The 23716-nt window shown below is 57.7% G+C and carries 19 protein-coding genes and 1 tRNA gene; 4 read left to right on the forward strand and 16 right to left on the reverse strand.

Going from position 1 to position 23716, the window contains the following annotated elements; genetic code table 11:
* Positions 1 to 8 precede the first annotated feature (8 nt).
* From GC177_08790 to GC177_08800, 3 genes are all read right to left on the reverse strand, one after another.
* Complete coding sequence (locus tag GC177_08790; GenBank protein MBI1276053.1) at positions 9 to 836, reverse strand: protein-glutamate O-methyltransferase CheR; 828 nt, start codon at positions 834 to 836, stop codon at positions 9 to 11.
* Between the two features lie 2 nt (positions 837 to 838).
* Positions 839 to 4306, reverse strand: coding sequence for a response regulator (locus GC177_08795; GenBank protein MBI1276054.1), 3468 nt, complete (start codon positions 4304 to 4306; stop codon positions 839 to 841).
* Between the two features lie 181 nt (positions 4307 to 4487).
* Positions 4488 to 4736 (reverse strand): hypothetical protein, encoded by a 249-nt coding sequence (locus GC177_08800; protein MBI1276055.1) that lies wholly within the window; start codon positions 4734 to 4736, stop codon positions 4488 to 4490.
* A 357-nt stretch (positions 4737 to 5093) separates the two neighbouring features.
* Between GC177_08800 and GC177_08805 the strand changes: the two genes are divergently transcribed.
* On the forward strand, positions 5094 to 6029 hold the full coding sequence (locus GC177_08805) for a mechanosensitive ion channel (protein ID MBI1276056.1): 936 nt from the start codon (positions 5094 to 5096) through the stop codon (positions 6027 to 6029).
* Here GC177_08805 and GC177_08810 read toward each other — a convergent pair.
* The 4 genes from GC177_08810 to GC177_08825 all read right to left on the reverse strand — a co-directional run bounded on the left by GC177_08810 (position 6020) and on the right by GC177_08825 (position 10115).
* Positions 6020 to 6730, reverse strand: a complete 711-nt coding sequence (locus GC177_08810) for an endonuclease (protein MBI1276057.1) — start codon at positions 6728 to 6730, stop codon at positions 6020 to 6022. The two genes, GC177_08805 and GC177_08810, sit on opposite strands and share 10 nt — an antisense overlap.
* Positions 6727 to 7440, reverse strand: coding sequence for a hypothetical protein (locus tag GC177_08815; protein MBI1276058.1), 714 nt, complete (start codon positions 7438 to 7440; stop codon positions 6727 to 6729). Before GC177_08815 ends, GC177_08810 begins: the two co-directional genes overlap by 4 nt.
* 3 nt (positions 7441 to 7443) lie before the next feature.
* On the reverse strand, positions 7444 to 8949 hold the full coding sequence (locus GC177_08820) for a hypothetical protein (protein MBI1276059.1): 1506 nt from the start codon (positions 8947 to 8949) through the stop codon (positions 7444 to 7446).
* A gap of 62 nt (positions 8950 to 9011) precedes the next feature.
* Positions 9012 to 10115: a hypothetical protein gene (locus tag GC177_08825; protein ID MBI1276060.1), complete on the reverse strand. Its 1104-nt coding sequence runs from the start codon at positions 10113 to 10115 to the stop codon at positions 9012 to 9014.
* A 142-nt stretch (positions 10116 to 10257) separates the two neighbouring features.
* Here GC177_08825 and GC177_08830 point away from each other — a divergent pair, with 142 nt between their 5' ends.
* Entirely contained in the window at positions 10258 to 13044 is a 2787-nt protein-coding gene (locus tag GC177_08830; GenBank protein ID MBI1276061.1) for a class I SAM-dependent DNA methyltransferase, read from the forward strand.
* A 57-nt stretch (positions 13045 to 13101) separates the two neighbouring features.
* On the opposite strand, the gene GC177_08835 is transcribed toward GC177_08830, so the two are convergent.
* A tRNA-Glu gene (locus GC177_08835) sits at positions 13102 to 13176 on the reverse strand.
* 351 nt (positions 13177 to 13527) lie between these two features.
* Between GC177_08835 and GC177_08840 the strand changes: the two genes are divergently transcribed.
* On the forward strand, positions 13528 to 14145 hold the full coding sequence (locus GC177_08840; GenBank protein ID MBI1276062.1) for a hypothetical protein: 618 nt from the start codon (positions 13528 to 13530) through the stop codon (positions 14143 to 14145).
* A 68-nt stretch (positions 14146 to 14213) separates the two neighbouring features.
* Here the strand turns inward: GC177_08840 and GC177_08845 are convergent, their stop codons facing one another.
* The 8 genes from GC177_08845 to GC177_08880 all read right to left on the reverse strand — a co-directional run bounded on the left by GC177_08845 (position 14214) and on the right by GC177_08880 (position 22289).
* Positions 14214 to 14915 (reverse strand): copper chaperone PCu(A)C, encoded by a 702-nt coding sequence (locus tag GC177_08845; protein ID MBI1276063.1) that lies wholly within the window; start codon positions 14913 to 14915, stop codon positions 14214 to 14216.
* 18 nt (positions 14916 to 14933) lie between these two features.
* Positions 14934 to 15596: an SCO family protein gene (locus tag GC177_08850; protein ID MBI1276064.1), complete on the reverse strand. Its 663-nt coding sequence runs from the start codon at positions 15594 to 15596 to the stop codon at positions 14934 to 14936.
* A gap of 90 nt (positions 15597 to 15686) precedes the next feature.
* Complete coding sequence (locus GC177_08855; GenBank protein ID MBI1276065.1) at positions 15687 to 16253, reverse strand: Hsp20 family protein; 567 nt, start codon at positions 16251 to 16253, stop codon at positions 15687 to 15689.
* A 3-nt stretch (positions 16254 to 16256) separates the two neighbouring features.
* The gene (locus GC177_08860) at positions 16257 to 17480 is read right to left on the reverse strand and encodes a prepilin-type N-terminal cleavage/methylation domain-containing protein (protein MBI1276066.1); all 1224 of its coding nucleotides are present in this window, start codon (positions 17478 to 17480) and stop codon (positions 16257 to 16259) included.
* Positions 17420 to 19162: a hypothetical protein gene (locus GC177_08865; protein MBI1276067.1), complete on the reverse strand. Its 1743-nt coding sequence runs from the start codon at positions 19160 to 19162 to the stop codon at positions 17420 to 17422. Before GC177_08865 ends, GC177_08860 begins: the two co-directional genes overlap by 61 nt.
* 111 nt (positions 19163 to 19273) lie before the next feature.
* Positions 19274 to 19540 (reverse strand): hypothetical protein, encoded by a 267-nt coding sequence (locus GC177_08870; GenBank protein ID MBI1276068.1) that lies wholly within the window; start codon positions 19538 to 19540, stop codon positions 19274 to 19276.
* Positions 19540 to 21312 carry a hypothetical protein gene (locus tag GC177_08875; protein MBI1276069.1) on the reverse strand — a complete coding sequence of 591 codons (1773 nt, stop codon included), beginning with the start codon at positions 21310 to 21312 and terminating at the stop codon, positions 19540 to 19542. The genes GC177_08870 and GC177_08875 overlap by 1 nt, the downstream gene beginning before the upstream one ends.
* A 56-nt stretch (positions 21313 to 21368) precedes the next feature.
* A complete protein-coding gene (locus tag GC177_08880; protein MBI1276070.1) occupies positions 21369 to 22289 on the reverse strand; it encodes a carbon-nitrogen hydrolase family protein in 921 nt (306 codons plus the stop codon).
* Between the two features lie 405 nt (positions 22290 to 22694).
* Here GC177_08880 and GC177_08885 point away from each other — a divergent pair.
* On the forward strand, positions 22695 to 23716 hold a 1022-nt coding region (locus tag GC177_08885), incomplete at its 3' end, for a ribonucleotide-diphosphate reductase subunit alpha (protein ID MBI1276071.1).

Raw genomic sequence — 23716 nt, forward strand, 5'->3', positions numbered from 1 at the left:
ATGCTTGTTCATACGATGGCCCGCCTCTGATAGATGCGCTCCTCGCGTGAGAATTCATCAAACGCGTCATTATGCGCCGAGAAGCGGAGATTCTCTTTAGACCCCAGCCCGAGAAAGCTCTTGCGCGGCAAGGCGTCCTTGAACAGGCCGATGGCGCGGTCCTGCAGCTCACGGTCAAAATACTTCAGCACATTGCGGCAGGAGATGTACTGCATTTCCGCAAACACCGCATCGCTCACCAGGCTATGGTCGGAAAACACCGTCCGCTTGCGCAGGCTTTTGTCGAAATGCGCCGCGCCGTAAGCGGCCGTGTAATACTCCGACAACGAGGTCTTCCCGCCGGACAGGCGATGATTCTCGGTAAACAGCTTGATGCGGTCCAGCCCATAAACGCCCGCCTCCGCCTTGCTGAGCGCATCGGGGTTGATATCGGTTGCATAGAACATGGTGCGTTCTTCCAGCCCCTCCTCGCGAAAGAGAATGGCAAAGGAATAAAGCTCCTCCCCCGTGCTGCATCCGGCTATCCAGACTTTCAGCGAGGGGTAGGTGCGCAGATGCGGCACTACTTTCTCGCGGATGGCTTTGAAATAAGGTGGGTCACGGAACATCTCGCTCACCTGCACCGTCAAAAAGGAAAGCAGCTTGGGCAGCGCATGCGCGTTATGCAGCACCATGTCCTGCAATTGCGAATAATTCTGGCAGTTGAAATGCTCCTTCGCCTGCTTAAGGCGGCGCTTGATGGAGGCCATGGCATAGCCGCGGAAATCGTAATGATACTTCTGGAACAACGCCTCCAGAAGCAGCTTCAGTTCGATATCCTCCACCTTTTCGTTCATGGCTACCTCGGCATCCACACGCGCACGAGCGACAAGAGCTTGTCCACATCCAGCGGCTTGGCCATGTAGTCATTGGCCCCCGCGTCAAGGCAGCGCTCCTGGTCGTCCTTCATGGCCTTGGCTGTCAGCATGATCACCGGTAGCTTTTTCCAGCCGGAGCGCTTGCGTATCTCACGCGTTGCCGTCAGCCCGTCCATCTCGGGCATCATCACATCCATCAGCACCAGGTCGATACGCTCATCCGGCTTGTCCATGCGCGCCTCCAGCACATCCAGCGCCTCGCGTCCGTTCCGGGCGATATGCACCACCGCCCCGCGTGGTTCCAGGATGTTGGTGAGCGCGTAAACATTACGCACATCGTCTTCCACCACCAGGATGTTACGTCCTTCCAGCACCGCGTCGCGGTTTCGTGCTTTCTCCAGCATTTTCTGCTGCTCGGCCGGCAGCGTGGCCACCACCTGGTGCAGGAACAGCGTCACCTCGTCCAGCAGCCGTTCAGGCGATTTCGCCCCTTTGATGATGATGGATTTGGAATAGCGCCGCAGGCTCTGTTCCTCGTTCGCCGAAAGGTCGCGCCCCGTATAGACGATGACCGGCGGAAAGGAATAGGCGTCCTCCTTGCTCAAGGTCTCCAGCAGCGAATAGCCCGATGCATCCGGCAGGGAGAGATCCAGCACCATGCAATCGAAGGTGGATTGCTTCAGGCGTTTCAGGCATTCCCCGGCGGTGCCCACCGCCACCGTTTCCACCTCGTGCGAGCCAAGCAGCTTCTGCATGCTGTCGCGCTGTACGGCATCGTCCTCGACAATCAGCACGCGGCGCATCCGTTGCGAAAGCTTTGTCTCCAGCTGCTGTAGCGCCTTCAGCAGTTCGTCCCGTTTCACGGGTTTGAGCATGTAGCCCACCGCGCCGAGCGAAAGCGCCGTCTGGGTATAGTCGCTACCCGATACCACATGCACGGGGATATGCCGCGTGCGCACGTTGCGCTTCAACCTGTCCAGCACGGAAAGGCCGGAATTATCCGGCAGCCCCACATCCAGCACCACCGCATCGGGGCGGTAATGGTCCGCCACGGCAAGCGCGTCTTCCGCCGTGGAGGCCATCAGGCACTGGAAGTTCAGCTCATGCGCCATGTCATACAGAATCCGCGCGAAAGACTCGTCATCCTCCACCACCAGAATCGTGTGCCGGTCGCCCTTCAGGTGATCCCTGTCATCCTCAATACTCGGCGCAGGAAGGGCAGATTCGCCTTTTTTCTGCTTGCCTTTCTTCGGCTTAACGGCGGTTTCGGCAATTGGTTCGATTTCCTGTTCGCTTTGGGAGATTGCCACCACACGCACATGGTCCGGCACCAGGCTCGGATCATAGGTTTCAGGAATTATGACGGTGAAGCTGCTGCCCTTGCCGGGTTTGCTTTTCAGTTCAATACTGCCGCCCAGCAGACGCGCCAGCTCGCGCGAGATGGAAAGGCCAAGCCCCGTGCCGCCGTATTTACGGCTGATGGTGCCATCCGCCTGGCGGAAGGCCTCAAAAATCAGCTGCTGTTGTTCTTTCGCAATCCCGATACCCGTGTCGCTCACCGTCAGGGCCACCTGGTTGACGTGATAGCGCGCGATGGAAAGCTCCACCTTTCCCTTCTCGGTGAATTTAAGCGCGTTGGAGATCAGGTTGCGCAGCACCTGCTCCAGCCGCTGCCGGTCGGTTTCCACCGTCATGGGGCAGTTGGGCGCCACCTGCACGTCAAATTTCAGTTTCTTCTGCGCGGCCACCTGCTTGAAGCTATGCGTCATGTCCTTGGCCAGCTGCTCGATCAGCACGGGCTCCGGCCTCACTTCCATATGCCCGGCCTCGATTTTGGAAAGATCGAGAATATCGTTGATCAGCGCCAGCAGGTCATTGCCGGAAGACTGGATGGTCTGCGCGAATTTCACCTGCTCTTCCGTCAGGTTGCCTTGAGGGTTATCCGCCAGCAGCTTGGCCAGGATGAGCGATGAGTTCAGCGGTGTGCGCAATTCATGCGACATATTCGCCAGAAAGTCCGATTTATACTGGCTGGCGCGTTCCAGTTCCTTCGCCTTGAGCTGCACCTCCGTGCGTGACCGTGCCAGAATGTCGCGCTGGTTTTCCAGCTGTTGCGTCTGTTCCTCCAGCTGGGAGTTGGTCTGCTCCAGCTCCGCCTGCTGCTGCTCAAGCCTCACCTGGGATTCCTTCAGGGCACGGCTCTGCTCCTCCAGTTCTTCGTTTGAAACGCGAAGCTCCTCGCTTTGCGACTGCAGCTCCTCCGACTGGCGCTGCGTTTCCTCGAGCAGGTTCTGCAGGCTGGCCCGATAATTGGCCGATCGCACGGCAACGCCTATTGCATCGGATACTTTCCTCATCAGCTCTATGGTTTTTTCATCTAGCGGATTCATGAAGCCGAGTTCGATCATCGCATTCACATCCCCGTCCACGGCCGCCGGTGCGATGAGCAGATAGCGAGGCTTGCCATATCCCAGTGCCGAGCTGATGGTGAGGTACCCGTCCGGCACCTCGTTAAAGCTCATGATGCGGTTATCCTTCGCGGCTTGGCCAATCAGCCCGTCGCCCATTTCAAAATGCTGCAGCGTTTCATCGCCGGTGGAAATGCCGTAGGTCGCCACACGCTGAAAGCTGCCACCCTCTTTGATGAAAAAGGCACCCGCCGGCGCATTGAAATACTGCGCCAGAAAGGTGATGACGCTAACGCCCAGTTCCATCGCGCTTTGCTCGCCTAACATGGAGCTGCTAAGGCCAACCTGCCCGGATTGCAGCCATTCCTGCCGTTGCCGGGTCAGGGTGGAACGTCGCACCAGAAAGGCCACCACCACTGAAAGGCAAAGCCCAAGCAGAGCCGTCACAATCCCGCCTGCCACCGCGATGCGATAGGCATTATCCATATCTGCAAACCGTGAGGCGCGGCGTTCGCGTTCCGCCTGTTTCATGGTGTTCACCTGGTCTCGCAGGCCGTCCATCGTCGCCTTGCCACGGTCGGTTTCGATAATGGCGAGCGTGGCGGCGAATCCTTTTGTCCGTCGCACCTGGATGCTTTCCTTCAGTTCCTGAAGCTTCAAACCGATGAAGGACTTAATTTCGGGCAGCCGTGCCGACTGCTCGCGGCTGTTTTTGCACAGCTCGCTCAGGCGCTTGAATTCGTCATTGATCAATGAAAGCGCTACGTTGTAGGGCTCCAGATAGCGGTCATCACCGGTGATGACATAACCCCGCTGCCCTGTCTCCGCGTCTTTCATCAAGGAAAATAAACGTTCGATTGATGTGATGACATCATGCGTTCGCGTCACTTCCTGGGCATTCTCACTTAGGTTGCGCGTGTTCCAATAGGTAATGTAGCCGCTGAAAACGAAAAATAAAAATACGGCGGTAAGCCCGATGCTGACGGAGAGATTTCCTCTGAGCTGGCTCGGCTCGGCAATCGGCATTTTTGTATGTGGCATTCGGCGATCCGGTGAAAAATGACATTAAAAACCTAGGATTTTTAAGGTCACTCACATATGAAATCCATCAATTTACGCATGATTTGAATTATTTATGGAAACATATGGATTTTTTATGTGCCCGTAATGCCTTAAAATTAAAGCATAATAATCAATCTGTTGGACGTAACAATGGGCGGTGTCAATGTACCAGCGCCAGCGTGCACTGCTTCCCGCAGGATACCAGCGCCCCCGCATTTTCATGGTCAAGGGCCGAGCGCTTCGTCTCATGTTCCACTTCACGGTTCAAACGGTCGTTGGCAACCACTTGAACATGATAAACCGCGTATCCACCCAGCGCGATGGCCAGCAGCACAATGGCGAAAAGGGCCCACATCCCGTTGCTTCTGTCGGTCCGTGGCGGGTCGGGCTGCTGGATGTCGATGACCATAAAAACCCCCTGATGCTGATGATAAGCAGCATACACAACACCGTATCAAATCATGCGGTCATATAGTGCGACATGTATCAACGGATGATAAACAAGCGGTAATTTTACAGCCTTTCCGCGCTAAATCATGGCCTCCTTATATGAACTTTCTTATGAATACTGGTCCCAGTCATTGATGAATCATCATCGGAACCCACCATGCAGTGGATACACGCGATAACCGGTTTCTTGTGGAAGTACCCTTTATGGAATAATCCATTCCTGCAGTTTGGCGGCTGGGTCGTCGTCTGCACAGCCCTGTATCTTCTCATCGGCAAGCTCACGCAGATTCTGGGCCGTTCGCAGCGTTCCGCGCTGATGGCCAAGTTGATTCACTCATCCCAAAAGCCACTCACACTTATTTTCTTCGCGCTCCTTGCCAAATCAGCATTGGTGATTAATGCGGGCGATGCCGAATGGCGCGATTCAATGAGCCATGTCTCATCCCTTCTCGCCATTGCCTGCACCGGGTGGCTTGCCGTCTCGCTCATCAGCGTGTGCAAGGCGCACTTTATCCAGCGCTATAACATGCTGACGGCGGATAATTACCGTGCCCGGCGCATGCACACGCAGTTCAATGTGCTTTACCGCGTCATCATCGTACTCATCATCATCATCACCCTCGCGCTCATGCTGATGACCTTTGACAGTGTCACCAAGCTTGGCACCAGCCTGCTTGCATCGGCAGGCGTCACCGGTATCCTCATCGGCTTTGCCGCGCAAAAGACCATCGGCTCCATCTTCGCGGGCATTCAAATCGCCATCACCCAGCCCATCAACATCGAGGATGCCGTGGTGATCGAAGGCGAATGGGGCTGGATCGAGGAAATCACGCTCACCTATGTGGTGGTTCGCATCTGGGATTTGCGGCGGCTGGTCGTGCCCATCACCTATTTCAATGAAAAACCTTTTCAAAACTGGACGCGCCGCACGGCCGAAATCATCGGCACGGTGGAAATCTATGCCGATTATACCGTTCCCGTGGATGAAATGCGCGAGGAGTTGACCCGCCTGCTGGAGGCCTCGCCCCTCTGGAATAAACGGACCAACGTGCTGCAGGTCACCGAAACGACGGAAAAAGCCATCAAGCTCCGCGCGCTGGTTTCCGCCAAGGATTCGCCCACCACCTGGGATCTGCGCTGCTATGTGCGCGAAGGGCTGATGAGCTGGCTTCAGCGGCATTATCCCCATGCCCTGCCGCAAAACCGTGTGGTGGGCGATGAGGCCGTCAAATTGCCTGATTTTCAGCGGTAATCAATTTCCACCAGCAACGGCAGATGGTCTGACAGGGCGCGTATGCCCCGGCTGCCCAGCCGGTGCGCGGTGACATTGAGGCCCGGCGCGTCATGCCACACGCGGTCGAGCTTCAGCAATGGCAGCCAGGAAGGAAAGGTCGGCCCACAGGGCAGGGGGGTCATCACGCTGTTGAGGTAGCGAATCAAACGCGAGGGATATTGCCATTCATTGATATCCCCCATCAGCAGCACCGGGTTGGGCTCTTTTTCTTCCACATCCCGCATCAGCCGCAACAGGTTGCGCGCCTCCCACCAGCGTTCAAAAACCGATAGCGATAAATGCGTGCCGATCAGCCTCAGCTTTCCGCGCGGGGTTTCAATCAGCGCGTCCACCGCATTGCGCGGTTCAAGGTCGGGTTTTGTTTCCAGATGATGTACCAGCCCGCGCAGGATGGGATAACGGCTGACGATAAGATTGCCATACCACCCCTTGCCCTCGCGGATGCTGGCCCCGCACAGCCGGTGCGGGCGGCCCGGTCCTGCCAGCCGTTCCACATCCCCTTCATGCCCCCCGCGTGAAGCGCGTGTTTCCATCTCCTGAAACACGCCGATATCCACGTCCAGCCGTTCCATCAGTGCGTGTAGGCGGCTCAGGTCACGCACACCCCTGAGGCTGCGCCCCCCGTGAATATTGAACGACAGGAAGCGCAGCTTGTTCACTTTGCTGCGCTCCGCAACTTGCGGCGCTGCCATTGCCGGTTTGCCAGATGAGAACCGGCAACCACCACCAGCCACGCCAGCACACCGCCCCCCACCATCATCAGGTTTTCCGGCGATGGATTTTCCCACAGTTCAAGCGCCGAATAGCCGAGCAGGGAAGCGATAATGGCCCCGGGCAAGGCGCCAAAAAACGTCCCCGCGAGAAACACAAAAAACGGCACTTCCAGCATCGCCAGCGCCAGGTTCACTACCATATAGGGCGCAATCGGCAGCATCCTGAGCAGCGCGATGCCAAGCACACCGCCCTTTTTCGCATAGCCGGAAACCTTCTGCGCCGCATCCCCCACCAGCGCGCGCGCCGAACGCAAACCGAGCCTGCGCCCGATGCCATAGCCGATGCTGGCGCTGATGAGCGATCCCGCCATGCAGATGCAAATGGCTTCAAGCGGTGGAAAAATCAGCACCACCGCCGCGCTCATGGCCATATGTGGAAAAAAACAGAGCATGGCGATGGTGTAAATGCCGATGGCTGCAGGCACGGCCCATGCGGTCGAACGAACGGATTCCAGCAGGGGGCGAATATGTTCCGGCGTGGCGTAATCCGCCAGGGGCGTCACCTTCCACACCAGCGCCAGCATGCATATGGCCGCAACCACCATCGCCAGGCGCACCCAGCGGCGATAACGCGGTGGAATGGAAAGCGCAGGCATGGTTCAACCCCAATGGAAAAAAGGTTCTTTCGGATCGGCAAGGCGGGCGGCGATACCGGCGAAACGTTCATGACGGTAGGCTTCGTCTTTTACACGGCGCAGATGCTGGCGGCTATGGGGCACTTCCTCAAGCAGCCGGTCGATGCCCGCGCCCTCGCGGATGCAGGCTTCGATATAGGCAAGCTCATGCCCCGTATGCTCGCGAATCAGGTCGGCCCGCACCATGCTGATATTGCGCCGTGAGCGTGCATCGACGCCTTCCACCACCAGGTCGCATTCCGTATCCACCCGCATGGAACGCCAGTTGAGATTGGAAGAACCCACGCGCAGATAGCGGTCATCCACGATCATGGTTTTGGAATGGATGCGCACACGCTTCTCAACATTCTTGACGCGCGATACCGGATAGGTGAGAGCCACACGGTTGGTGATGCCTTCTTCCAGAATACGGCGAAATCGATACCGGCCGTGCCACATGGCCTTGCGCTCCATAATGCCTTCAGGCTCATAGGAACCCACCAGCAGCACCCGCAGCTCTGGCCGCTCCTTCATGCGTCGGTTCAGCGCATGTGCCACGGGCTCGTAGCAAAAATACTGGTTCTCCATGTAAATGAATTGCTCCGCCTGGGCGACCAGTTCCAGGTAAAGTTTCTCCACCTGATGAACGCCTTCCTCCTGCTCGGGGCGCGGCGGCATGGTCAGCGCCATGCCCACCGGCGCCTGGATGAATTGCGGCGCGGTGGAATCCGGCCAGGCATCCGGCAGCACATGGTCGGTCTGCGGCCGTATGGGCGCAGCCTCTTCACCGGCGGCGTGTTTCCAGCGGTCGCGCGCCAACTGCGCCAGCGGCCGCACGGCGGGCCCGGCCACCACCATCTGCACATCGTGGTAGGGGCCAAAACGCTTCCACCCAAAACCCAGCGTTCCCTTGGGGTCAACCCGGTGACGATTCAGGGGGTAATGTTCGCGCCGGTCCCAGCGGCATTGGGCAATATCCATGCCGCCGCAAAATGCCACCTCATCATCCACCACCACGATTTTCTGATGGTGGCATCCGCCAAGGGCCACGGCATGATCCGCGCAATAATGCACATTGGCCGGTGAGCCGAGTCGCCATTTCCATCCGGCGAACATCTCGCGCTCCAGCGCCAGATGCAGCGTGTAATCCCACCGGTTAAGGTAAATCTTCAGCCCGGGGTTTTGCCGTGCTTTCCATTGAATCAGGTCAAAAAAGCGTATGGGGCATTCGGTTTTTTTCGCATCATCGCTACGCAGCAGGCGAATGCGGCTGTCAATGTCCCATCCCAGCACGAACACGGAATGCCGAGCCTTGCAGATAGATTCATACAAAGCCCTGTAATAATTGGCATAATCCACCAGCACGCTGGCATGGCTGGCCTTGGCCACGGCCTCGCAATGCTGGCGCAGATCAAACGCCACGCCGCTGCCAGCATCCGCAACCGGTAAGCGTTCCTGCACGTCGATGATCTCCATGGTCTCGTTCAGCATGGAGCAACCTAAGCAAGGGCCGAATAAATTTTCGACCCCTTAGCAGGCAAAGAATCGTGAATTTACCGTAGGGATGGCGTCGGCATATCCGGCTTGGCGCCCTGCGCCTGGCTTGCGTCGGGGCTGAAATTCTCGCTTACTCCAAGGCTGGAGGCCATCGGCTGCGGCAGAATACCCACCGCCTGCAACAGGGCCGTCACCTCGGGTGAAAGCTGCGCCGCAATGTCAGACGCCAGCACGGCCGCATTATCCGTCTCCGGTTCGGCGGTTTCCGTCACCTCCGCGCCATCGGTCGTTGTGATCGCCTCACCCTCCGGCATGGGCATGTCCATATCGATGGAGGGCATGCTCACTCCGTCATCCAGCAGGCCCATTTCCGACGCCAGATCCAGGATATCCTGAAATGCCGCCATCTCTTCCGGCGGAAGATCGGCGATATCTTCCGAGATAGATTCCATCCAGTCGAATGCCTGCGTCAGCGTATCTGCGCTTTCGCCCGAAAGTGGCATATCACCGATCGTATCCATCATGCCCCGGAGAAATTCCGGTATCATGGTGGCATCCTGAATGCCGAGCTGCTGTTCTAGCGTTTCCCTCAACGCGGCAAAAGCCGGTTCCTTCAGCCGGTCGCCCAGCGCATCGGCAAACCGGGCAATGGCCTCCTTCGCATCCGGCAGCGGCATGTCGAAGGGCAAGTCAACTACCTGCTCTGCCATCCACAGGGGCTCAAGCAGGCCGAATGCCTGCTGGTCTTCCGCCAGGTCCAGCTCCTCGCGCACATGGGGGAGATATTCATCCATCAGGCGTTTATTGAGGTCGATCACCGCCTGCACGTCCGCCGGGCGGCTTTGTGCATCCGGATAAGCGGTCAGCAGCTCCGCATTCACCAGCAAAGCCGCTTCCCGCAGGTAAAAATGATAGGCCTCGGCCTGGTCGGGGGAGGCATTACGGGCCATATCCACCAGCTGATGCATGTAATCATTGGCACGCAGCCCGCTGGGCGGCAGTGGGATGGAAAGATTGGCGATCTGCGGGGCAGCGCCCGCAATCTGCCGCAAATCCGGCATGCAGTCGGCAAAAAGAGGCAACCCCGCCGCGCCGGTATTCGCCCGCCGCGCCAGTGCATCATAAACCTGCCGGGTCTCGCTGGCCGTAACGTCGCTCATGCCATGCCCTTAAACCAATACCCCATTATGCCCACAGATTATTAAAGCCCCATGACAGCGCCAAAAGGCGTCCAATAGGCAATTGTGGTCAGGTGTTTGGTCGAATATAACCTAGTGGTTAGCCATAGACAGAAAGTGCCCTATGCCCCTAAGCTGGAATGAAATCCGCGCCCGCGCCGCCCGCTTTGCCGCCGATTGGCAGGGCAAAGGGTATGAAAAAGGCGATACCGCCAGCTTTTACCACGATTTTTTCCATGTTTTCGGCCGCGCCCGGCGCGACGTGAACATCTATTTCGAAAAGCGCCTGAAGCTGGGCGAACACCAACGCGGTTTTATCGACCTTTTCTGGCCGGGCGTGCTGCTGGTGGAACAAAAATCCATGGGCAAAAACCTGGTCGCCGCCCGCGTCCAGGCCACGGACTATTTTTTGAGCCTGAAAGAGCGTGAAAAGCCACGCTATATCCTGCTATCCGACTTTCAGACATTCGAACTACTTGACCTGGACACGGGAGAGGAACACCACTTCACCCTGTCGGCATTGCCGGAGAAAATCCGCCTGTTCGGCTTTATCGCCGGTTATCAGCAGCAGGCTTATAAGGACCAGGACCCGGTTAACGTGGAAGCCGCCGGGCTGATGAGCAACCTGCACAACAAGCTGGCCGAAACGGGCTACACAGGCGCCCATCTGGAGCGGCTGCTGGTGCGCATAATGTTCTGCCTCTTTGCGGATGACACCGGCATTTTTGAGCGTGACAGCTTCTTGCGTTACATCGAGGACCGCACCAGCGAGGATGGTAGCGACTTGGGCCAGCACATGATTCATTTGTTTCAGATCATGGATACGCCGGAGGCGCGTCGCTCATCATCGTTGGATGAAGACCTCGCACGCTTCCCTTATGTCAACGGCCAGCTTTTTGCAGAGCGCATCGACATCCCCAGTTTTGACGCAGCCATGCGCGAGGCCCTGCTGACCTGCTGCTATTTTGACTGGAGCCGCGTCTCGCCCGCGCTGTTTGGCTCGCTCTTTCAAACCGTGATGCTGCCGGAGGAACAGCGCAAAAAAGGCGCCCACTACACCAGTGAGAAGAACATCCTCAAAACCATCCATCCGCTGTTTCTGGATGAATTGCAGGCCGAGCTGGCCGCCATCAAGGCCGATAAAAGCAGCCGCCGCCAGTCGCGGCTGGAAGCATTTCATACCAAACTTGGCACGCTCACCTTCATGGACCCGGCCTGCGGCTGCGGCAACTTCCTCATCCTTGCCTACCGTGAGCTGCGCCTGCTGGAAATCGAGCTGCTGGAAGCGCTTTATCCGGCGAAGGAACGCCAGCGGGTGCTGGATATCCGCGCCCTGTGCAAAGTGGATGTAGACCAGTTCTACGGCATCGAGCTGGAAGAATTCCCCGCCCGCATCGCCGAGGCCGCCATGTGGCTGGTGGACCACCAGATGAACATGCTGCTATCCAGCGCCTTCGGGCAAAGCCTGGTGCGCCTGCCGCTCAAAAAATCCGCCCACATCACGCATGGCAATGCGCTGGAAATTGATTGGAAAACGGTGATTGCACCGGAGAATCTGAATTACATGCTCGGCAATCCGCCGTTTGTGGGCTCAAAATATCAATCAGTAGAGCAAAGGGAAGAGCTTGCAACAATCTTCGCAGGTGTTCACGGTGCAGGTGTGCTGGATTATGTAAGCGCCTGGTTTTGGAAAGCCGCCCATTTTATTCAAGGCACAAAAATCATTGTGGCGCTGGTATCAACCAACTCCATTACACAGGGCGAGCAGGTGGGCGTGCTATGGCAGCCCATGCTGCAGCGTCTGGGCATTCATATTCACTTTGCCCACCGCACGTTTAAATGGACGATTGATGAAAAGCGCATCAAGGGGCTGGATATTGCGGCTGTGCATGTGGTGATCATTGGTTTTGCCGCCTATGCACCCGAAGAGCGTTGGCTGTTTGACTACGATCAACCCACAGCTGAACCGCACCGCATCCGTGCGGCAAACATTAATCCTTATTTGGTGGATGCTGTGAATGTGGTTGTTACAAAGCGCAGCAAACCGATTTGTAATGCTCCAGAAATAGGTATTGGTAATAAACCTATTGATGGCGGTCATTACCTTTTCACTACAGAGGAAAAAGCGGAGTTTTTAGTCAAAGAGCCTCAAGCTGCGGTTTATTTTCGCCGCTGGTTAGGATCAGATGAATTTATAAATGGATGGGAACGTTGGTGCTTATGGCTTGGCAATTGCCCACCAGAAGCATTGAGGCAAATGCCAGAAGCAATCAAACGTGTTGAGCAAGTTCGGAAGCTTCGTAGTGAAAGCAAAAGCAAGCCGACTAATGCGATCGCGGCGACACCGACCAGGTTTCACGTAGAAAACATGCCAAGCAATAACTTCTTAATCGTGCCAAAGGTGTCTTCTGAGCGACGCTATTATATTCCCATAGGACTCTCTGCGCCTGAAACATTATGTAGCGATTTGGTTATGATTGTTTCAAACGCCACCCTCTATCACTTTGGCATCCTCACCTCCCTCATGCACAATGCCTGGATGCGGCAGGTGTGCGGCAGACTAGAAAGCCGTTATCGCTACTCCAATACGCTGGTGTATAATAATTTCCCCTGGCCAACACCCACCGAGGCACAGCAACAGGCCATCGAAGCCAAGGCGCAGGCCGTGCTGGATGCACGAGCAGAATTCCCCCACGCCACAATGGCCGATCTCTATGACCCGCTCACCATGCCGCCCGCGCTGCTAAAAGCGCATCAGGCGCTGGATAAGGCCGTGGACGCCGCCTACCGCAAACAGCCCTTCGCCAACGAACGCGAGCGCGTAGAGTTCCTCTTCGCCGAATATCAACGCCTCACCGCCCCGCTGGACGTGCCTACCCAAAAGAAAAAACGCAAAACCAACGCCGCCTGACCCAACAGACCTTCTAATATGCATTGGAATGATTCGGACGCTATTGGAGCGTGTGCTTGGTGACCCCTACGGGACTCGAACCCGTGTTACCGCCGTGAAAGGGCGATGTCCTAACCGCTAGACGAAGGGGCCATGAAGCGGGCGCAAAAGCTGCGCTCAGTGAGGTTGAAGGCTCTACAGGCCGGTGCTGCAAAAATCAAGTGCAAATTGGGCCAAAAGCAAGCGGGCAGGTAAAATCCACCAATTGTTAATAAATTATGCGAAAATAAATAGAGAAAATGCGCGCAATAAATTTGAAGAAAATGCATGAAATTAACCAGGGCGCGGCCAAAGATTGGCAATAAAACCCATAATTATAAAAAGCTTAGGTAAAATATCAAAAATAACGATCTGCCATAAAAATTAACCAGAAAATTAATCTCGCTTTAAATAAGAGGTACTAGAAAAGGGGAAACAACGCATTCCCAACAGGGAGTTACGAACATGCCACTGCATATCGCCAATGCCCAACGTTTCATGACGATTGTGGCCAACAATGCGGTCAACGGTATCCGGGCGGGTAAGAACCTGAGCCCCGGTACAGTGAAGGAAGCCTCCAAACGGCGTGACCTGGTGGCCGCGTTCCGTTCACTGGCCGGTTTTTCCGGCGAGGCTGCCGCCTTATTTACCGAAGCCGTGCGCGACATTCATGATCTTCTCACCCAGCCGCAACGCATGAACCTGCATCAGCTGGAAGAAGTAAACAGCAAAATGGTAACGGTCATTCAGTCGCTGGAGGAAGTACAGCAGGTGCTCTCCAATGATCTGATCCCCAACCTGGAGCAGGTGGCCAATGCCAACGACGTATTCCCCGGCAGCATCGATGCCGAAACCAACGAGGATGACGTGATCTTCTCCCCCTGGTTCTGGCAGGAAGGGCTGGATCACCTGCATCTTGTGCTGCAGGATCTGCGCGATTTCCATCACGACAAGCTGCTGCTCGAGCTGGTTCGCCAGAGCGAGGAGCAATTCAACCCCGTCGCCCGCGCCATTCCGCAGCGCCTGACGGATATTCCGCCGGAGCTCTGCCGCTATGCCAACGACAACGGCACCATGCACTAGAATCGGCTGAACGCATAAAAAAGAGCGCCTGGGAAACCGGGCGCTCTTTTCCGTTGATGGTCGTTTCCTTACTCGGTCGGCGCCTGACCGTGCGCGCCATGGTCCATATGGTCCATGTCATGCCCGACCGGGGTGCCTTCAGCGGCGGGTACAGCCGAGCCAGAGGCAGGCAGCGGGCTTTCCGTGGCTGGGGCAGGGGCTGCTTCCGGTTCCGCCTGAACGCTCACATCCGTCTCCAGCACTTTGCCATCATTGAATTTCAGGCGCAGCGGAAAGCTTTGCCCGGCAACGATGGGCTGTTTCAGATCAAACAGCATCACATGCAGCCCACCCGGCTTCATTTCCACCGTCTGGCCCGCGGGCAACACCACCGTGCCGATGGGGCGCATGCGGGCAATGCCGGCATCCATGATGTGGGTATGGAATTCCACGCGCTTAGCCACGGGGCTTTCGGCCGCCACCAGAATGGTATTGCCTGCGCCCTTATTTTCAAGCGTCAGAAAGGCCGCGCCCGTTTTGCCGTTGGAGGCCATAGCCCATGCTTTCACCACCGTCACATCGGCTTTGCCTTTGGCGTCCTTGATGGCGGCGGCTACGGGGTCTTTGCTGGTCACATCATGGGCCGGGCCGGCGGCGGGCGAGATGGCGGCCTCTTCCGCGCCGCTCATTTCCGCACGTTTATCGGCCATTTTCGGAATGGCGTAAGCCGCCACCGCCACCAGAAGGAGGCAGGCGAAAAGGGCGGTTTTATTGCTGCTGTTCATGGACATGCTCTCCCCGGAGTGAATCTAATTGGATGATTTCCGGCCAATAGAGCCTGCTTTTATCTGTTTGGCAAGCTCTCTGTTAACACGCTCAAGGATGGTCTCGGCTGGGGTACCGTGGTTGAAATGGGTGATGTAGCGCCCGTCCGGCCCCATCAGGTAGATGAAGGTGGAATGGTCCACCAGATAATCGGCCGAGGTGCCCTCGGGCGTCGCCTTGGCGCTGTAAACCTTATAGGCCTGTTTGGCGGCCTCCACCTGCTCCAGGCTGCCGGTCAGCGCCAGCATGTCGGGGTGGAAATTGCTCATCACGCTGGCCAGATGCTCCGCCGTGTCGCGCTCCGGGTCCACCGTGATGAACATGGCGGCCACCTTCTCCCCGTCCTTGCCGAGCCGTTCCAGCACCTGGCTCATGGCCAGCATGTCGGTTGGGCAAATGTCAGGGCAAAACGTATAGCCGAAATAAACCAGCATGAAGCGGCCGCGAAATTCCTCGTCCTTGCGTATCTTGCCGTGCTGGTCGGTCAGGGTGAAGGGGCCGCCCAGGTCAAGCGAGGCCACCGGGCTTGCGGTGATGCCGTCCAGGCTGGTGCGCTCCCTGCCGGGCTGTGGGCCATAAACCCATAAAACGGCGCCCAGCGCGACCAGAAACAGAATGATGCCGACGGGCAGGATAAAGGCTTTCATGACGGTGCTCCCTGAAGGGCCATGCGTGTATCATGGGCGCACCATACAAAAAAAGCCCCGGACCGCAACGTCCGGGGCCTCCATCGGCGCTTATTTGCCTTTGAGGGGGATTTTCCGGGCCTCGCCGCGCGCCTCGTTGGGCTTGTGGATGCGCACCGTCAGCGTGCCGTTGGCGAAGCTCGCCTCCACATCCTCGTCCCGCACCGCATAGGGCAGGCGGACGGAACGTGAAAAACTGCCATAGCTGCATTCCATCAGGTGATACTGAGTGTTCTTGTCTTCCTTCTCGGCGCGTTTCTCACCGCGTATGGTCAGAACCTGCTCCTGAAGTGTCACCTCCACATCCTTTTCCTCCATGCCGGGCAGTTCGGCTTTCACCGTCAATGCCTCCGGCGTCTCCGCGATATTCATGCGGACATGGGCGATCGGCTGCGGGTTGCTCGGGCTCGGCAAAAAGCTGGATTGGCCGAAGAACTGGTCCATCAGCCGGTCCATCTCGCCGCGAAAATTATCAAATGGGTCATAGCTGCTCGAACGGGCAAGGTTGGAGCGCGTTGCAAGCGGTGCTAACCAGGACATGGCATTTCTCCTTTCATGCATGTTCAACATTGTTACATACAAAAAAGTAGGTGCCGCAAACGGCGTTTCAAGCCCCATGCCCTATGGCAGGCAGGCGCCGAAATAATGGTTGCTGAAGCTGGTGTTCAGGAATTTGGGATAGGCATTGATGGAGCTGTCCACAAAGCCCGGGCACTGGCAGTCGATGCTCGTGCGGCGGTCCATCCCCGCATAGATGGTTCCATTCGACATGGCGTAGTTATATTGCTCCCCGTCCGAATAGCTCATGGTCGTGCAGGTTCCGCCGGAAATCTCGCTGGCCAGGCATGGCCCCAGATACAGCGTGTTGCGCGGGCAATGCACCGGCGCCACCAGGGTGGAGTTGCTGCAATACTGGTCCATCTTCAGAGCGATGTTATAGATACGGTTAGCATGGGTCTGGTAGGCCGCAGCGAAATAACCTACCCAGGTGTCACGCGGCACGCGCACGATGCTACGTGCATTGGTGCAGGTCACCGTTCGCGGTTCCACCACGCGGGCGAAGCGCTTGGTCACATAAATATCCCCCTTGGCGCGGAACAGCACCACATCATCAAAACTCGCGGTCTTTTCGGAATAAGTGAAGCGCCCGTCCAGCCCGCTGCCATTGTCGATGTCGGCGCCCGTATAGCCGCCGGGGATGCTCAAGCGCGATCCATCGGCCAGATAGGCGTAATATCCGTTGCGCCCATGGCTGATGAGCACATAAGCCGCACCGCCCGTGGTGTCCGTCAACACCGACCCGTCGAGCTTATGCACGTCGATATCCCCATCGACGGACTGGTTCAGCCAGTTATCTGTATGGCGTAAATTGGATGTCAGCTGATAGCTGATGCGCCGTCCCCAGGCGTCATAGGCATATTCCGGCGGCAGCCCGAGCGTGCGCACCGGCACGATGCCGAGCATCTCCGCCCCGCCCTGCGGCGCCACGCAGGTCATCCGTGGCGCCGTGGCAGTGCCGCTGTTGGTGGCCATCTCCAGCCCCAGCGCGGCGGAATTATCCGGCACCGCGCCATTCGCCGCGCAGGGCAGGTAACGGTTGATGGCAAAAAACCGTTTCAATGCCTGGTCGATCTGTATGAGCCGCTCGCGCGTTTCATCAAATTTCTGCGCATCATTGGCCTGCGTATACACCGACAACGCGCCGCCCAGCAGCACCCCCAGCACCGCTAGCACCAGGGCGATTTCCAGAAGCGTGTAACCGTGGGATGGGGAATGTCTCATGGTCATGGTGGCGGTGTAATGCATGAGTTGGTAACGGGATCCCACACCAGACCACCGCCGCATGCCGGGTCGCAGGTGAAGGTGATAGTATTCCAGTTAGGCGTGGCACCGCCGCACGCGGCCTGGCAGACGCCGGTATTGTTGTTCCATACCGGCAATGTCGAGGGGCATGCGCAAAAACCGATACGCCCATTGAACAGGTCATTGGCCTTCATCTTGCCCAGATGGCTTGTGGCGGCGGGTTTGTTCGGTGAGCTCACCCTGTCATCCGCAAGCGCGGGGTCTTTATATCCAATCGGATTGGGGTTTTTATAAGCCGTATAGCTACCCGCGCTATTGCCTGAATTGGGATAAAAGCCACTATCGGGTGGAGTACCCGGATCATATTGACTGACAATCACCCCGCCGCCCGTATCCACATCCGTGTTAATACCGCCATCAAAATCATCGGTATCCCACAGCGTCCGGTTAAACTTCCGCCCCGTCGCACTGGATGAGCCCGGGCATGCCATCGGGTCGCCGTTGACGGCAACCTGGCTGTAAGCACTGGTAAGCGCCGTTCCTGCGGCAAGGTTCACCGTCGTGAGGTTCGTACCTGCCGCATAGCTTGAACTCGCCACGTTACGGGTAATGGCCCCCCCGCCGACCGGATCGGTGAAGCGAATGCTTCTGCCCGCCGTATAAATATCGGTTTTATCGCCAACAACGGTAAAGCTGTTGGCATTGATCAATGTCATGCCATGCGACAGCGTGGTAAAGCCCGACCCATTATACACCCCGCTATAAAGCTTGGCGCACACTTCCTGCGTTTCCCACAGCAGGTCCAGCAGCGCGGCATCCGGCTGCATGCCGGTGGTAAACAAGGCTGTAAGCGTCCCGCTTCCATTGACGCTGCCGGCCTCTGCATTGGTAAACTGGCTGAGCGTCAGGCTCGCCATATCCTGGCACTCCTCCTGCGAGAAGGGAATCCGGTCGAAATCGGTGGTGGACTGGTTCACCTGGTCGCGCGTTTCGTAATAAACGAGATCGTCAAAACTGTTAGAAAAATGGTCGTCCCAGAAATCCGTATCGCCATCGCCATTATGGCGGTTCCGGTCTTCCCTGGCGGAAATGCTCCCCACGCCTTTCTGCACGCCGGACGGCAGCCAGGCGCCAAATCCGTTCGGGCCATGGCTGATGAGGATATAGGCAGCACTATCCGTAACGGGAATATCGCAGCTCACCCCGTCGGCACAGTTGCTCGTCGGGTCGGTGGTGCTGATGCTGAGCCAGCCGGACCCGGCACCCGCCGCCCCCGTTCCCTGCTCATAATCCCCGGCGGAGCAATTGATCGGCTGTCCCACCTGGTTGGCAATCGGCGCGGTGGGGTCAAAATCGCAAATCATGCGCGACACCTGATAGGTGAACAACCGGTTCCATCCATCCTGCGCATATTCCGGTGATATGCCGAGCGTGCGCGTGGGGATGCTACCGCGCATGGAATACCTGAAATTCGGCGTGCCCGTATGTTCCCAGCAATCCTCCATCCCGTTATTCTGATGGTCTTCGCCATAGGCCGGGTTGGCCGGGCAGGGTAGGCGGCCGTATTTGCTGCGAAAGGCATGCAGCGCCTGGGTAACAACGTCCATCCGCTCCCGCGTGGTGGTGATGCGCTGGGCATTTTCGGTGGAAGACGGGGCGATCCAGCTCAGCGTGGCCACCATGGCGGCGGCCAGCACGGTCATGAGGACGGCCAGCTCGATCAAGCTGAAGCCGCGACTGTTCCTTCCGCCATGATGCCGGACGCATTTCCCCATGCAATTCAGGCTAAGCCCAAGGGATTAAAGAATCCTTATGACACACCGTTTTTCAGGTGTTTACGCAGGCGGGTATTCCGCGCGGATAAAGTCATTCACCGGCCCCGGCACCTGATCTCCAAACCCCTGGATGATCACATCGCCCGCTTCCCACAGCGGAAAAAAATCATCCCGCCCTTCCATTTCGCGCAGTTTCAGCAGCCCGTCGCCGTCGCAAAGCAAAAAAGCATAAAACGCCGTTCCCCGCTTATCATGCGCATGCACCTCCACCACGGCCTTATGGTCTTTCAGCAGATGCTTCTCGGCAAATGTCAGGCTGCAGCCCATCAGCAAATCTCCGTAACGGGCGGTGTCATGCCCTGGCCGGTGAAAAGCAGCACGCTGGTCATATCCACCTGTGCGGCTTCCAGGCTGGGAATCGCATGCGTCAGGGCATTCATCAGGTCAGGCGCCTGGTGCTTCTCGCAAATGCAATGAACCTGCTGCAGAAACTGTGCGGCATCCTGTTTGCTGGGAGTGTGGCCGTCCAGATGCGCGCCGTAACCATCCAGCAATCCCGCAATTTCCCTTAGCCCGTCAAACCCGATATGTTCCGCCAGCCAGGCGGCGATGGGCGAGCCTTCCTTATCCTGGTTTCGCCAGTTCGGCGTGGGGCGGTTGCCGTCGCCTGCGTCGCTGCGGTTATGCAGCGCGTTGAGCACCGCTTTTTCATTGTCCGTCATAGGAAGGGGCGATTCGGGCAAGGTCATGGCCGCCAGATTTTCCGCCACGCCTTTCATGAAGGGCGCAAGGCTCAGGCTGTCCGGCACGATGCAAGCCATGCTGCCGAACCGCGCCAGCGCATCCACAATGCTGGCCGACACCAGCTTGGATTGCAGATAAAGCGGCGCAAGTTCAGTCACGGTCAGGGCGAAAGCCTCCTCCAGAACCGCGCATACGGATGAGGGCGGCACATTGTCAAAGGATTGCAGCAGCCGTCCCGTATTCGCCAAAGGCGCCAGCACCACGCCGTAGCCAATGCTCAATTGTTTATGAACGAACTGGCAATATTCGGCGGTGCTCAATTCCGCGCCGCCATTATTCATGCGGTGGATTGCGGTGCGGATCACCGGGCTCTGTTCCGCGGCCAGCGCCCAGGTGCCGACCAGGCAGCCGCGCAGACGCTCGGTCATGGCCTCCGCAGTCTGGGGCAGGGCGCCTTTTTCCTGCGCTTGCTGATAGGCTCGCTCGCCACCGGCCATGCTCAACACATCGTCAAAGCCCAGCAATGCGGCACCCCGGCAGATGCGCCTGGCAATATCGGTCGGTTCAATGGAGGAGGCAGGGTCCGTATGCGCCTCAATGGAATCGTGAAGCCGCTCAAAAAACTCGGCGCGTTTGGGAAACAGCGTGGAGGCGATATTGCCAATCACCGTATTGGCGGCATTGTCGAAGGAAATAGGCCATGAATCCAGCCCGTCCACCCCATGAAGTAATGCGAGTTGATGCACGGCGAACACCGCGCTGATCAGCTCATTGCCGCCGTTATTCGCGCCGTTGGGCGTGTTATTCGTGCCATCCGCCCGAACGGGAATGGGCAAGTCGATGCCGTCCACCTGTTCATTGACCCCATCCTTATTGATATACCCCACATCCCGGAAAATCTCGCACGCCCTGCGTATATGGGGCGGCGCATCCTCGCGCAGATAAAATCCCGCCGGTTCGCCGCGCTGCTCGAAATACTGATCGAAAATAACCTGTGCCTCCACCGGCACGCGATGGTCGGCCTGGGAGTAGAACATATCGTGAAAATCGATGCTGTATTCGCCCAGCAGATGAAAAAACTGGTTCAACGGAATGGAAGAAGCAGAAGGCGGCGGTTCCGGCAGATCGGCCAGGGAGCGTTTTTCCTCCCATCCGTTGCGCAGTGCTCCCAGGTGGAGCTCGCCGTGAAAAGCGCGGTTGCCGTCCGTGCGCACGGTTCGGCCGTCAGGGGAGGCATAGGCGGTGGAAAGCAGGAATATATTATCCTGCAACAGCGATGAAACATTGAGCGGCAGGCTGCCTTCGGTATTTAATGACAGTAATTGCCGAACCGTAGTGGCATGGAATTCATACATAATCGCCCCTTACGAACAGAGGCAGAATAGGCCAAAAAAATTAATTTTTTAACAAACTAGCCCAGTGCCCGGTGATGCGTCAGGCAGGGTAGGGCGCCTCTGGCTTCTTCCAGCGCCTTCAGCGGCAATTCGGCAATCATCGTATGCGCATGTTCCCCGCCATCGGCCAGCACCTCGCCCCAGGGGTTGACCACAAGCGAATGGCCGTAGGTAAAACGCTTCTCGCTATGCTTGCCCGTTTGCGCCGGGGCGATGACGAAACAGCCGTTCTCGATCGCGCGCGCGCGCAGCAGCACATGCCAGTGCGCCGCGCCGGTCTTTTGGGTGAACGCCGCCGGCACGGCCAGGAAATCCGCCCCCGCCTGCGCGTAGTAACTATACAGGTAAGGAAAGCGCAGGTCATAGCACACGCTCATGCCGAGCTTGCCCCAGGGCGTTTCGGCCAGCACCGGCGCCTCTCCCGGGCGGTAGCGGGCGGATTCATGGTAGCGCCCCACGCCGTCCCCCACGGTGGCATCGAACAGGTGCAGCTTGTCATAACGTGCGGCCACTTCGCCCTTGTGATTGATAAGGAGCGACCGGTTGGCCAGGCGATTATCGGGTGTTTGGAGCGAAGCGACTGGGTGCGACTGCGCCCCGCCGCTTATTGCGGCGCAATCCTGCCCGGAGGGCAGGTTAGGTAAACCGGTTTCGTCGGGCTTCACGACGGCGGAGCCGATCAGCACCCACATCCCTCGTGCTTTTGCCTCTTCCTTCAGCCGGTTGATAAACGGGTCCTCCGCCTCATGGCGGGTATCCTTCAACACCCGCTCGAAATCCTCATCCATCACGTTGCAGGTCTCGGGCGTCAGCACCCAGGCCGCGCCTTGGGCCTCTGCCTCGTCCATGGCGCGCAGCACGGCATCCAGGTTGGCCTGCCGGTCGGGGCCGGAGGTCATTTGGGCAATAGCGATGCGAAGCGTGGCGGATGCGTTCATCATGGTATCCTTTTCACCTAAACTATAGGGTGGCAGACCGTTAATAAAATCTAAATCTGGACCCTCTAAGGTCCCACACAGCCCCTGTGGATAATGGGGATAGCGTGGATAACTATTCCACCATCATGAACATGGCCCGGTTTTTACCATTTCCAGACTGTGCACTACATCTGGGGCGGGAGGGCTTTTTTGGCCCGTACCTACTATATATAGTGTTTGGGATGGGTAATGACACAAGATATGTTAGTTTTACATGGACACCCTTCTCTCCATATGGTAATATTACGGTAACAATGATGGGGAGGCGCCCCCTGCTGAAACCGCACCGATGATTCGTCCCGAAACGGGTCAAACGTGTTAAGGCAAACAGGGTGCTTCAACTGAGCAGGATCTGGGAGAAAACGAATGGGTAAAACGCCGACACATGCTTCCGTACGCAAGGCGGAGCGCGAGCCTTTCGCCGTTAAAGTGGATCGTCGGCGCGATGATAATCTCTCCGATTTCGGCAAGGCGGTGCTGAAGGACCGTTACCTGCTGGATGGTGAATCCTATCAGGACATGTTCGCCCGCGTGGCCGGCTATTATGCCGACGATGCCGCCCATGCCCAGCGCCTGTATGATTACATGAGCCAGCAATGGTTCACCCCGGCCACGCCGATCCTTTCCAACGGCGGCGTCGATCGCGGTCTGCCCATCTCCTGCTTCCTCAACGAAGCCGAAGACAGTCTGGAGGGCATTGTTGACCTCTGGAACGAAAACGTCTGGCTCGCCGCCCGCGGCGGGGGCATCGGCAGCTACTGGGGCAACCTGCGCTCCATCGGCGAATCCGTGCGCAGCAACGGCAAAACCTCGGGCGTCATTCCCTTCATTCGCGTACAGGACAGCCTGACGCTCGCCATTTCCCAAGGCTCGCTCCGTCGCGGCAGCTCGGCCGTGTACATGCCGATCCACCATCCCGAGATCGAGGAATTTATCGACCTTCGCCGCCCCACCGGCGGTGACCCCAACCGCAAGGCTCTCAACATCCACCACGGCGTCGTCATCACCGACGAATTCATGAAAGCCGTGGAAGCCGATGAGGATTTCGATCTGCGCTCCCCGCGCAGCGGCCGCCCGGTGCACACGCTGAAAGCCCGTGCGCTGTGGATCAAGCTGCTCACCGCCCGCATCGAAACCGGCGAGCCGTATCTTCTGTTCATCGACAACGTCAACCGCGCCATCCCCGAGCACCACAAGCGCGCGGGCCTGTACGTCAAAATGTCCAACCTCTGCAGCGAAATCACCCTGCCGACCGGCCTTGACCATCTGGGCCAGAACCGCACGGCCGTCTGCTGCCTGTCCTCGCTGAACATCGAGACCTTCTACGAATGGCGCGGCCACCCGACCATGATCGAGGACATCATGCGCTTCCTCGACAACGTGCTGGA

Source organism: bacterium, from assembly GCA_016124905.1.
Lineage (GTDB): Bacteria > Pseudomonadota > Alphaproteobacteria > Rickettsiales > RI-342 > RI-342.